The following is a 12,909-nucleotide window of genomic DNA, read 5'->3' as shown; positions in this document are numbered from 1 at the left end:
GGCTGTCAGTGCATCAGGGTCTGCAGCTCGAACGGGTAACGATACGAGGCCGGACGCCCCTTGGCGGACAGCTTGCGAAAGCTCACCCCGTAACCCGGTGTCGAGCCCATGGCCAGAATCTGCCGGGCCTGATGCCTGTCAATCAGTTGCAGCAACGGCAACTGGCGATCGCGACCGCCGTAGCGGGCCAGGTCGACGCCCTGGTCATAGTCATGCAATTCCACCAGTGCCCAGCCACCGAGGGTGAAATGACCGCCCACCAGTGCGCTCAGGCGTCCATCGATCACGGCCTGCAACGCCTCGGATGAGGTATTGACCGCACTGAACAGCACGTCCTTGCCCGGCACCTTGCCCGCTTCGGCAAACGCGCGCATGGCGCCGAACGCCATCTCGTCATTCGCCGACCACACCAGTGACACCTTCGGATACCGGCTGACCAGTTGCCGCGCCTGTTCGTAGGCGCGCTGCCGTGTCCAGCCGCTGTACACCAGTTGTCGCAGGCGCACCTGAGGATGTTCGGCCAAGGCACGCTGCATGCCGCGCTCGCGCAATTGCGCCGATGGCGTGATCTTCAGGCCGGAAAACGCCAACACCTCGATCGGCTCGTCTCGCGCCACTGGCGGATGCAAGCGAATCAACTCTTTCATCATCAGGTAGCCGCCCTCCTCATCATTGGGCACCAGGCTGCCAATGCGATCGGCACGCTCGCCGACCAGCGCCTGCTGATCGGCGGTCAGCACCGCGTTGACCATGAACAGCTTGACCCCGCTGCCTTCCGCCAGGCGCAGGATCTGTGGTGCAACGTACTGCTCGTTGACGAACATCAGGTAGTCGGGACGGTTCGGTCCCTGCAGGGCAATCCTGGCCTGGGCCACGGTGAGTTCGGGCTGGCGTCGGGAATAGAGGATCTGCAAATCGACGCCAAGGTCGTGGGCCGCCGCTTGCATGAATTGCGAATAGCTGACCCAGAACGCTTCCTGAGTCGTACCCGGGTTGAGGAACAGCACCGACTCGGCCCGGGCTGCGGATCCGAAAACCGCACCGAACAGCAGGAGGCTGAGGCAGAAAAACTTCAACATGAAAGACCCGGGCCCAAGGAAAAATGGCCGCGCATTATAGCCCCCGAATCAGCGGCTATTGACGCCTGATCCCGTTTTTTGTCCGACAATCGTCGGAAGCGGACCCGGATCGGTCGTTTACTGATGGCTGACCCAGAATACCGCTGTCCCTACGACCAGAATAATCAGGAACAGAATGGCCCATGCATCGACACTGCTATCGCTTTTCTTTGCCTTGGTCGGATTGCTCATTGCATCGCCTCTTGTCGGTTTTATCGGTGATTGCAGAAAGACTCGATCACAGTTAAGACGATGATTGTCCCCGCGACAAATGTGGGTTAATCAACAACTATTCTCGTTAGGCGATCTGGTTCTTTACATATACTCAAACATCACTTTTGCGCATAACTGCAAACGGGTATATTGCCCCGGCTCCGTTAGGGAGTGCGCGGCCGTGCGCGCGTAATTGCAGAGGCACCATCGGACTCCAGCAAGCGAAAACGCAGCGTTTTCCGAGTAGCCCAAAGCCTGAGAACAGGACTTATATGTACGTATACGACGAGTACGATCAGCGGATCATCGAGGACCGCGTCAAGCAGTTCCGTGATCAGACCCGACGCTATCTGGCAGGTGAGCTGAGCGAAGAAGAATTCCGCCCCCTGCGCCTGCAAAATGGCCTGTACATCCAGCGTTTTGCGCCGATGTTGCGCGTGGCGGTGCCTTACGGCCAACTGACTTCCCGTCAGGTGCGCATGATGGCGAAGATTGCCCGTGACTACGACAAGGGCTACGCCCACATCAGTACCCGGCAGAACGTGCAGTTCAACTGGCCGGCGGTGGAAGACATTCCGGACATCCTCGCGGAACTGGCCACCGTGCAAATGCACGCGATCCAGACCAGCGGCAACTGCCTGCGCAACGTCACCACCGACCAGTTCGCCGGTGTCGCCGCCGATGAGGTGATCGACCCGCGCCCATGGTGCGAAATCGTCCGTCAGTGGACTACATTCCACCCGGAATTCGCCTACCTGCCACGCAAATTCAAGATTGCCGTCAACGGTTCGACCGCTGACCGTGCCGCCATCGAAGTTCACGACATCGGCCTGGAGCCGGTCCACAACGCCGCCGGCGAACTGGGTTTCCGTGTACTGGTCGGCGGTGGCCTGGGCCGTACTCCGGTGGTCGGCGCCTTCATCAACGAGTTCCTGCCGTGGCAGGACCTGTTGAGCTACCTCGACGCCATCCTGCGTGTGTACAACCGCTATGGCCGTCGCGACAACAAATACAAGGCGCGGATCAAGATCCTCGTCAAGGCGCTGACCCCCGAAGTCTTCGCGCAAAAAGTCGATGCCGAGATGGAGCACCTGCGCGGCGGCCAGACCACACTGACCGAAGCCGAGCTGCATCGCGTCGCCAAACACTTCGTTGATCCGGACTACAAGGCGCTGGAGAACCAGACTGCCGCCCTGGCCGAACTCGACAAGGAGCATCCGGGTTTCGCCCGCTGGCGCTCGCGCAACACCCTGGCGCACAAGAAGCCGGGCTATGTCGCCGTAACCCTGTCGCTGAAGCCGACCGGCGTTGCGCCGGGCGACATCACCGACAAGCAGCTGGACGCCGTCGCCGATCTGGCCGAGCGCTACAGTTTCGGTCAGCTACGCACGTCCCACGAGCAGAACATCATTCTGGCCGACGTCGAGCAGAGCCAGTTGTTCACCCTGTGGGGCGAACTGCGTGAAAGCGGTTTCGCCACGCCAAACATCGGCCTGCTGACCGACATCATCTGCTGCCCGGGCGGTGATTTCTGCTCGCTGGCCAACGCCAAGTCGATCCCGATCGCCGAATCGATCCAGCGCCGTTTCGACGACCTGGATTACCTGTTCGACATCGGTGAGCTGGACCTGAACATCTCCGGCTGCATGAACGCCTGTGGTCACCACCACGTCGGTCACATCGGCATTCTCGGAGTGGACAAGAAAGGTGAAGAGTTCTACCAGGTATCCCTCGGTGGCAGCGCCAGCCGTGACGCGAGCCTGGGCAAGATTCTCGGCCCGTCCTTTGCTCAGGACGACATGCCGGACGTGATCTCGAAGCTGATCGATGTGTACGTTGAACAACGTACCGAGGACGAGCGCTTCATCGACACCTACCAGCGTATTGGCATCGACCTCTTCAAGGAACGCGTCTATGCAGCGAATCATTAAGAACAACGAAGTCGTCGACGAAACCTGGCACCTGCTGCCGAAAGATTTCAACATCGACGACATCAGCAATTGCGACGATCTGATCGTTCCTTTGCAGCTTTGGCGTGAACACAGCCGCATGCTCAAGGCCCGCGACGGCGGACTGGGTGTGTGGCTGGACGCCGATGAAGAAGCCGAGGAAATCGGTGACGACGTCGCGCAGTTCCAGGTGATTGCCCTGAACTTCCCGGCCTTCACCGACGGCCGCAATTACTCCAACGCCCGCCTGCTGCGCGACCGTTACGGTTTCAAAGGCGAACTGCGGGCGATTGGCGATGTGCTGCGTGACCAGTTGTTCTACATGCACCGCTGCGGTTTCGACGCGTTCGCCTTGCGCGCCGACAAAGACCCGTACGAAGCACTGGAAAGCCTGAAGGACTTCTCGGTCACTTATCAGGCCGCCACCGACGAACCGCTGCCGCTGTTCCGTCGTCGCTGATCGAAAAACGCCTTGAGCCTGCAATCGGGCTCAAGGCGTTGTTCATTCCGGGCGTTAACGCCAAGCGTTGCGTGCAAGCGACGCCTCATCAAGCCTCCATCATTTCAGCCGTCGCGGCCTTTGACACGTCAGGTTCGGCGTGGCGTGCCAATGCCTGATCCGTCAGTTGCCCGATCAATTCCCGGCGCTGATTACTGAAGTTGTCGAGGATCGCATTCATCTGCGTCGAGGCCGCCTCGCGCGTCAGTTCGATCTGCCCTTCCAATTGCGCCATCGCCCGCGACGTCTGTTCGTTCACCACGGAAAACCGATCACCGTGAGCCGACTCCAGATACTCGACCCAGAACGTCTGCGCCATGCTCCAGTCGCGTAACGCGCCGCTGCTCTCGGTCTTGAGCACCTGTTGAAAGGCCTGATCCAGAACGGTCGGCGACACCTCGACAGTCAAGGGGCTGCTCAGCGTTCGCGGCTGCGCCGGCAGGTTCAAGCGTTGCGCCAGACCCACCCGATAGGCCAGGCTGACTTGCAACGCCTGATCGTAGTCCATCGGCGCGGTGTGGAAACGTGCGCTGATGTCCGCCAGCGCCAGGCTTTCCACTTCGTGCAAACGGAACAGGCCCCTGAGCAGACTCACCAGTTGCTCTTCCAGCGCCTGCACACCGGCGGTAGCTGCCGCCCTCGCACGGAAACACAAGACCAGTACTTCCATTTCGCTGAACAACGCGCTGTACCCGTCGACACTGACCCTGGCACTGCGCGCCGCACTGAATAATGACCGGCGCAGGCGCTGATCGCCAGCAGCCGCGTCCACCACATCCCAGACACGCTGACGCAAATGCGGATACACGCGGGTGAATTCTGCGGTGTGCACCAGTTGCAACAGCACTTGGAAAAAATCCGTGGACTCGGGTAACGCGCGCAGCGCCTCCCATACCTCGCGCCGGGACGACGCCACGCTGGCACTTTCCCCAGCCAGCCACTGCACGCTTTGATCTTCCCGCGCCACGGTTTGCAGTGGAGATTTGCGCCCCTCCATGGCCGTCACACCGAAACGACCACTGAAGGTCTGCTGATAAGTCGCGATGTTTTTCAGCGTGTCGGAGGACAACGGATTACCGTGCAAGCGAATCATCTGCGGCAATTGGGTAGTGTCGAACGCCTGCGCTGGCAGGGTTTCAATCCGGTTGTCGCGCAGATCCAGCAACTGCAATCGACGCAGCCCGGACAGGCGCTGTGGCCAGTGTGTCATCCGGTTTGCGCGCACGGTCAACTGCTCAAGATGCGCCAGCCCACCGAGATCGGGCAACTGCGCCAGGTTCGGGTTGAAATCAAGGTGCAGCACCCGCAGGTCTTTCATCCGCCCCAATTGAGCAAGCGATGCTTCAGAGGACTGCAGGCGATTGCTGCTCAGGTCAAGATGCGTCAGCCAGCGTATCCGCTCCAGCGACTCGGGCAACTGGCTGAGCTGATTGTCGCTCAGCGACAGACTGCGCAACTGGCTGAAGTTGCGCAGAAAATCGTCTAGTCCGGCATCGGGCATTACACCGTCCATGATGACCCGCCCGACGTGGCTGAAATCGGCCACCACCGGCGGCAGCTCCCCCAAAGGCTCCGGCGCGAACCGTAAGGTGCCATATAAACTTTGGTCTGCAGCCACATTCCCCGGCTCCTTGCGCCAACTGCGAATGATCGCGCGCATGGCGCGCAGCTTGCTGCCACGGGAAGTCGGCTGCCGTGTGCCATCGGCGCTCAGGTGCCAAGTCTGACGGCTGACCCAGCGACTCAAGGTTTCCCTGAGCGCGAAAAACTCCAGCCGCAGTGCTTCGAGCTTCATCAGCACCTTGATTTCGTTAGTGCCCAAGGCGTTGAGCAAGCGATGAATCTGCGCAGGGGTGTGCATCGGATAAAGCTCCAGGGCCCGGCGCACCATGACGTTGGTGACTTCGCCGGAGGCCGCACTCGACACAATGGCAGGACGCTCGGCCAGTCCCATGGGTGACAGCTCTCCGAGCCCCCCGCCAATGGTCTGCGCGAAGATAGTCCGTCGTTCCTGCGCCACTCGGGTAATTTTTTCCTGCAGCATGGCGGCACCCTTTTCCGCCTGTACGCCCAGCGCCGTCCTGCGCTGTGTCGAAAGCCCCATCCAGAGCGCCCGAAAATAGTGTTCACGGGTGCGCCTGGTGAATGTGACAAGCGGTGCGTCGGTGCCCTGGATAACGTTGATTCGATCCTCGAACACGCTGACCACCGTGCGCTCGCTCGCTGTCGCCGGTCCAATTGCGGCTACCGAATCATCGGTCGCGGTCCATTCGAGTATTTGCACGAACGCAGCGTCGGACCAGCCCGGGAGGTGTTTGAGTGCATCGAGCACCAGTCGATTGGTGTACTGCCCTCCCGCCCCGTCGAGGTACAAACCTTCGTAGGCGCGACAGACACGGATCATCTGCTGATAACGCCGCGCCTCCTCCGCCAGCCGCAAGGGCACGCGTTTCGCGTCCAGCTCGCGCCATTCACCACTGAACGCATTGTTCACCAACTCTTCGGCGGCACTGGCGGGCAGCTCGGAAAAGTGTTGCATCAGTACCGCGACACGGGGATGGCTTGGGACTTGGCTACGCTGGTATACCCGCCGGAACAAATCGGGGCGCGCGGTTTGAGCCTGTTCGGCAATGATCCGCGCCAGTTCCTGTGCTTGCACTTCAGTGTTTGTCGACGCGTTGCCGAGCAGGCTTTCTCGCTGATTGCGCGAGAGCTTCGACAGCAGCGAATGGTGTAACTGACCTTTGTGCAACGCGTCCTCAGTCAGCCGGATAACGCTCCTGGCGGTTTGCGAACCGTAACGGTTGACTGGGTAATCCAACGCGTTGACCACGCTGATTGCGTTATCGGATGGCCATTTCACGGCGGCGGTGAGCACATGCAACTGCAGATCAGGATCGGCCAACGCTGCAGCACTCGGCGCCTGCAACTGTTCGATAAACGCCCTGACTGCAGCGTCCGCCATGAAACGCTGCACGGTATCGACCAGCAGTGCCGGGGTCTGCACCTGATCGATATGCACCTGCCGCAACACGCTGTCATCAAGCCCACTGACCGCCAGAACACGCGTCGCCACGGCGTCCGGGATCGCTTCTCTGGCGTAGCCGAAACGACGAAACAACGTCAGCCGCCCCCACTCCTGCACCCGCTCCGAGTCATGGCGCCAGGCGCCGCGGTCATTGGTTTCGAGCAACGGACGGTAGTCTTCTGCTGCGCCCGGTGGAGGCAGCACTTCCCACAATTCGGTTTCAGGTTGTTGATGCACCGCGTACCGAACGGTGTCGAGGGTGACGTAAGCCTGTCCCTCGAACCAACGCAGTCCGCGGGCGTCGACGGGCAATCCTCTGGGCAACCGCCGATGCTGACGATAAGCGTTGAGATCCGACTTCCACAGACGCAAGCGTCCACCGCCCGGATTGACCGCAATCAAACGTTCGATGAAGGCCGACGACCTGACGGTTCTATAGGCTGCCCCGATGGCTTTCGTCCCGGCAGCGAAAGCAGCCATCAGAATGATGTTTTCGATAACATCGAACAGGTGATCCGTGGCCTGCTCCTGCTCGCCACGGGTCCAACTTGCGATGCCTTCATACACGTGCGACAGCAGCTGCAGAGTGCCCAGCGTCAACAGCACTTCACCCACTCCGGGCAAAAACGAGGCCGCGACCAGCAACAGATTGATACCGATTTCCTTGAAAGTTTCCAGGCGTGCGAGGCGGGTTTTCTCGTCTTCATCATCCGTGGGAACCACCAGAAGCCGGGCGTCGGCCACGGTCCGCGCAACCTGCTGACGGTGTATACAGGTAAAGGGATCGCCCTCGATATCGACACCCGTCAACGTCACGTAGGTGCCCGTGCTCGTCAGGAGTGAACTGCCACCGGGGTACAAGCGAATGTTCAGCTCCTGTTGAAAGGCCGCGCGCTCGCTCATCTTCAGGAAACCCATGAAAAACGCCTTGAACGCCGGTTTTTTCAGGCGTCTGCTCAACTCGACCTCAAAGTCGGTGAACGACGCATATTCTTTCAGCGGATGCAGCGGATCGCCCGGCAGGTAAACGACACAGCGATAATCATCGTCGGCGTGCTCACTGACAGGTCCGATGAACAGTGGGCCATGCAGGGCCATGTTGAACATTTCCAGACTCTGATAGCCCAGGGTGTTTTTCCCCAGTTTGATCGTGCTGTCGCCGTCCTTCACGGACTTCAACATTTGATGAACCGACGTGCTGATATGTTTTCTCATCAGCGCAATATGCCGATCCACATCAAAACAACTTCGCACATGGGCAGCGCACTGGCTAAGCACATTGCTCGATTCGACGTTAAGTTCAAATACCGATTCAAGATGAGTCTGATATTGCTTGCCCAGGTCCAGTGTCCGGCACAATTGTGCAAACTCATGGGGTTGTATCGGCAATATCGAAGCCACGCCACCGTTCAGTTCCTGCGGGATATAGATCAGTGAAGTGTCGCTGTAGTTATTCGCCTCGGTTTCGCGGGATTCGAAGTTCTCGCACGCGGCGACCAGCAGATCGCGATTGATCGGCAGCACCAGTTTTTTGCGCAGTCCCAGCAGGCTCGACGTTGAACGCACGTGTTGAAAGACCACGCCGGTCACGTCCAGTGGCATGGACAGCTTGTCGGACATGGCCTTGGCCAGCAAGGGCGAGCAAAACTGCTCGGGCGACTGCAGTTTGTTCAGGAGTTCGCCTGCGGTACTGCGCGTGCGATGACTTTCAATGAGGCTGTCGTAGAGTTCACGGCGCAACGCCTCGGGAGCCGCCAATATCCAGGACGGTGCATTCTTTTTGATCAAATCAAAAAAGAGGCCTTTCTGTTCTGAAGTTGGCGTGACTGGCGTAGTTATATCGGGTAACGAGGACATGATGATCTCAAGCACTTAAAGGAGTCATCAGCTTAACGAGCCGAACTCTTTATAAAAGCGCGAATAACAGATCAAACTAAAGGTCGCACAATCAACATTTCAAACTTAAAAAATACATATATACCACCTCAATAAAAAAGGCCCTTCATTGCAGAACAATGAAGGGCCTTTTATGCAAGTGGCTTACCAGAAGCGTTGCTGGGTCAGGCGACTCCAGCCGTTCACCAACACGCGCTCCACCGAACCACTGGCGGCCATGCCGATGCGTTCCGGCAGGCTTTTGCGCTCGGCGTAATGCAGGTGGTAGACCTCGGCTTTCTTCGCCTTGTCGGCCAGGTATTCGTCGCTGGTCTTGAGTTCATCGACCAATTGTTTGTCCAGCGCCGCGACGCCCAGCCAGACTTCTCCGGTAGCCACTTCATCGATGGCCAGTTGTGGCCGATAACGAGCCACGAAGTTCTTGAACAACTGGTGGGTGATGTCCAAGTCTTCCTGAAACTTCTCGCGGCCCTTCTCGGTGTTTTCGCCAAATACGGTGAGGGTGCGTTTGTACTCACCCGCGGTCAGCACTTCGAAATCGATGTCGTGCTTTTTCAGCAGCCGATTGACGTTGGGCAGCTGGGCGACAACCCCGATCGAGCCGAGAATCGCGAATGGAGCGCTGATGATCTTCTCGCCGATGCACGCCATCATGTAGCCGCCGCTGGCCGCGACCTTGTCGATGCACACGGTCAACGGCACGCCGGCCTCACGGATCCGCGCCAGTTGCGATGAGGCCAGACCGTAGCTGTGCACCATGCCACCGCCACTTTCCAGGCGCAGCACCACTTCGTCCTTCGGCGTGGCGAGGGTCAGCAATGCAGTGATTTCGTGACGCAGGCTCTCGGTGGCCGAGGCCTTGATATCACCGTCGAAATCCAGCACGAACACTCGGGATTTGGCCTCGGGTTTGTTCTTTTGCTTCTTCTCGGACTTCTCCGATTTGGCCTGACCCTTGCGCAGGGCCTTGAGCTGATCCTTGTCGAGCAGGGTCTGCTCCAGGCGCTCACGCAAGCCTTTATAGAAATCGTTGAGCTTGCTGACCTGCAACTGCCCGGACGACTTGCGCCGGCCCTTGCTGCGCAATGCAGCAAAACTGGCGAGCACCACCAGAATGGCGACCACCAGCGTTACGGTCTTGGCCAGGAAGCTGGCGTATTCGGTGAAAAACTCCACAGAGACTCCTTAAAACGATGCGCGGATGCAAAAACACGCGCGGGATGGTTCCAGCATACCCATGCGCCGCCTCCTCGGCCAGCCGTGAAACCTCTGGCAACAGGCCTGTAACGGGCATTTCAAACAAGCGTATGTTTTTTCATTGACAGCACTTCATCATCCTCATAACCTCGCCACAACCTTCAACGTACCGGGATGACGCGGACGTGGGCAGCATCTATCTGATTCGACATGGCCAGGCCTCCTTTGGTGCAGACGACTATGACGTCCTGTCGCCCATCGGTGTGCGCCAGGCAGAAATCCTCGGCCAGCACCTGGCCGAGTTGGGAATCCGTTTCGATCGCTGCCTGGCGGGCGACCTGCGCCGCCAGCAACACACGGCCAGCAGCGCGCTGGAGCAATTCAGCGCCAAGGGCCTGTCGGTACCGACGCTGGAGACCGACTCTGCGTTCAACGAGTTCGACGCCGACGCAGTGATTCGTGCCCTGATCCCCGCCATGCTGGAGGACGAGCCGGAAGCCATCGACATCCTGCGCAACGCCGCGCAGAACCGCGCCGAGTTCCAGCGCATCTTCGCGCTGGTCATCGAGCGCTGGCTGGCCGGCACCCATGACACCCCGGGGCTGGAAAGCTGGCTGGGTTTCGTCGAACGGGTTCAGGGGGGGCTCCACCGCATCCTCGAACAAGCCGACGGCAATCAGAAAATCGCCGTATTCACCTCCGGCGGCACCATTACCGCCCTGCTCCACCTGATTACCCAAATACCGGCCAGGCAGGCCTTTGAACTGAATTGGCAAATCGTCAACACCTCGCTCAACCAGCTGAAATTCCGCGGTCGCGAGGTGACTCTGGCTTCCTTCAACAGTCACGCGCACCTGCAACTGCTGAAGGCCCCGGAACTCATCACTTACCGTTGAGTCCGGATTACTGTGACCCTGCTGCAATCAACCCATAAAGGATCGAACCATGACCTCCGTAGCTGATGCCGTAAAAGCGATGCAAGCCAAGTTCAACCCAGCCGCCGCTGCCGGTCTGGATCTGGTCTTCGGTTTCAACATCACCGACGAAGACAAGCACTACGCGCTGATCGTCAAAGACGGTACTTGCGACATTCAGGAAGGCGAAAACGCCAACGCCAACTGCACGCTGGTACTGGACAGTGCAACGCTGAAAGACATCGTCAGCGGTGAAACCGACGGCATGCAAGCGTTCATGGGCGGCAAGCTGCGCGTTGAAGGCGACATGATGCTGTCGATGAAGCTGTCCGAGCTGTTCCCGTCGTAAGACTTGCGTTCGGTTTGAAGAAAATCCCGCCCCTGTGGCGGGATTTTTGCGTCTGGCCCCTGTAGGAGCTGCGGCACGCTGCGATCTTTTGATCTTGCTTTTAAAGATCAAGATCAAAAGATCGCAGCCTCGTTTCACTCGACAGCTCCTACAGGATTTCGCGCCAGCCTCGCCTCCACAATGGATGCCGCCAGCAACTCCTGCGTGTAGGGATGTTGCGCCGCACTGAACAGCGCACTGGTCTCCCCCCGCTCCACCACCTCCCCCTCCTTCATCACAATCAAATCATGGGCCAACGCCCGCACCACCGCCAGGTCATGACTGATGAACAGATAAGTCAGCCCATGCTCTTCCTGCAGTCGCCGCAATAAAGCAACGATCTGCTTCTGTACCGTGCGATCCAGCGCCGAGGTCGGCTCATCGAGCAAGATCAGATCCGGTTTGAGCACCAGCGCCCGGGCGATTGCAATCCGTTGGCGTTGTCCGCCGGAAAATTCGTGCGGATAACGATGTCGGGTTGCCGGATCGAGGCCGACCTCGCGCAGCGCGTCGATCACCGTCTGTTCGCGCTCGGCAGCGTTCAAATCGCTGTGCACCTGCAGCCCCTCGGCAATGATCTGCTCCACACACAGGCGTGGGCTGAGACTGCCGAACGGATCCTGAAACACCACTTGCAGGCGCTTGCGCAGTGGCCGCAGCTGCTTGCCGCTCAACTGTTGCAGCGCCTCACCGGCAAAGTGAATGCTGCCCTCGGCGTCAATCAGGCGTAAAATCGCCTGACCCAAGGTCGACTTGCCCGAGCCCGACTCGCCGACAATCCCCAGCGTCTTGCCGCGCTGCAGGTTCAGATCAATGCCCTTCACCGCGTCCAGCCAGGTTTTGCGCCGCAGCCAACCGCCGCTCAGACGAAAACGCACCTTCAGACCGCGCACCTGCAACAAGTCCTCTGTCGCGTCGAGACACAAGGCATGCCCGCCCGGCTCGGCATTCAGCAATTCAATGCTGTAAGGATGCTGCGGCGCACTGAACAACTGCTCGCACGGCGCCTGTTCGACGATCCGTCCACCGCGCATCACCGCCACCCGCTGCGCGAGGGTGCGCACGAGATTGAGGTCATGGCTGATGATCAGCAGCGCCATGCCCAGACGCTGCTGCAATTTCTTGAGCAACAACAGAATCCTGCGCTGCACCGTCACGTCCAGCGCAGTGGTGGGTTCGTCGGCGATCAACAATTGCGGCTCACAGGCCAGCGCCATGGCGATCATCACCCGTTGACGCTGGCCGCCGGAGAGTTGATGCGGATAGGCCTTGAGCCGTTCGCGCGGGTTCTGAATGCCGACCAGTTCGAGCAGTTCAAGCATCCGTTCACGGGCCTGCGCGCCCGCCAGGCCTTTGTGCAGCGCCAGGCTCTCACCGAGTTGCCGCTCGATCGTATGCAGTGGGTTCAGCGAACTCATCGGCTCCTGAAAAATCATCGCGATACGGTTGCCGCGTAACTGGCGCAGATAACGCTCATGCACGCCGAGCAGCTCTTCGCCGGCATAACGAATGCTGCCATCGAGCCGCGTGATGTTCGGGTCGAGCAATTGCAGGATGCTGTGAGCGGTCACCGATTTGCCCGAGCCGGACTCGCCGACCAGTGCCAGGCATTCGCCCGGACGAATATCGAGGTCGATGCCATGCACCACAGGCTGGCCGTTGAATGCCACACGCAGGTTACGTATTTCGATCAGATTTTCGCTCATC

The 12,909-nt window shown here is 59.4% G+C and carries 8 protein-coding genes; 4 read left to right on the top strand and 4 right to left on the bottom strand.

Annotated elements, in window-relative coordinates; translation table 11 throughout:
• Positions 1-5 precede the first annotated feature (5 nt).
• Positions 6-1,079 (bottom strand): ABC transporter substrate-binding protein, encoded by a 1,074-nt coding sequence (locus B1722_RS26495; RefSeq protein ID WP_086794892.1) that lies wholly within the window; start codon positions 1,077-1,079, stop codon positions 6-8.
• A 524-nt stretch (positions 1,080-1,603) separates the two neighbouring features.
• Here B1722_RS26495 and B1722_RS26490 point away from each other — a divergent pair.
• Positions 1,604-3,262 (top strand): nitrite/sulfite reductase, encoded by a 1,659-nt coding sequence (locus B1722_RS26490; protein WP_041072694.1) that lies wholly within the window; start codon positions 1,604-1,606, stop codon positions 3,260-3,262.
• Positions 3,246-3,740: a DUF934 domain-containing protein gene (locus tag B1722_RS26485; RefSeq protein WP_041072696.1), complete on the top strand. Its 495-nt coding sequence runs from the start codon at positions 3,246-3,248 to the stop codon at positions 3,738-3,740. The genes B1722_RS26490 and B1722_RS26485 overlap by 17 nt, the downstream gene beginning before the upstream one ends.
• An 88-nt stretch (positions 3,741-3,828) precedes the next feature.
• Here the strand turns inward: B1722_RS26485 and B1722_RS26480 are convergent, their stop codons facing one another.
• Complete coding sequence (locus B1722_RS26480) at positions 3,829-8,595, bottom strand: NEL-type E3 ubiquitin ligase domain-containing protein (protein ID WP_254616406.1); 4,767 nt, start codon at positions 8,593-8,595, stop codon at positions 3,829-3,831.
• Between the two features lie 252 nt (positions 8,596-8,847).
• Positions 8,848-9,879: a protease SohB gene (gene sohB / locus B1722_RS26475; protein WP_041072698.1), complete on the bottom strand. Its 1,032-nt coding sequence runs from the start codon at positions 9,877-9,879 to the stop codon at positions 8,848-8,850.
• Positions 9,880-10,085: 206 nt separating this feature from the next.
• On the opposite strand from sohB, the gene B1722_RS26470 reads away from it, so the two are divergent.
• Entirely contained in the window at positions 10,086-10,796 is a 711-nt protein-coding gene (locus tag B1722_RS26470; RefSeq protein ID WP_086794890.1) for a histidine phosphatase family protein, read from the top strand.
• A 49-nt stretch (positions 10,797-10,845) separates the two neighbouring features.
• Positions 10,846-11,163: an SCP2 sterol-binding domain-containing protein gene (locus B1722_RS26465; RefSeq protein WP_041072702.1), complete on the top strand. Its 318-nt coding sequence runs from the start codon at positions 10,846-10,848 to the stop codon at positions 11,161-11,163.
• A gap of 134 nt (positions 11,164-11,297) precedes the next feature.
• On the opposite strand, the gene B1722_RS26460 is transcribed toward B1722_RS26465, so the two are convergent.
• Positions 11,298-12,908 carry an ABC transporter ATP-binding protein gene (locus tag B1722_RS26460; protein ID WP_086794889.1) on the bottom strand — a complete coding sequence of 537 codons (1,611 nt, stop codon included), beginning with the start codon at positions 12,906-12,908 and terminating at the stop codon, positions 11,298-11,300.
• Position 12,909: the final 1 nt, after the last annotated feature.

Source organism: Pseudomonas sp. SCPG-7 (assembly GCF_002156405.1).
In the GTDB taxonomy this organism is placed as follows: domain Bacteria; phylum Pseudomonadota; class Gammaproteobacteria; order Pseudomonadales; family Pseudomonadaceae; genus Aquipseudomonas; species Aquipseudomonas parakoreensis.
Note: the sequence above shows the minus strand (reverse complement) of the source record. Positions and strands in the feature narration are given on the sequence as shown.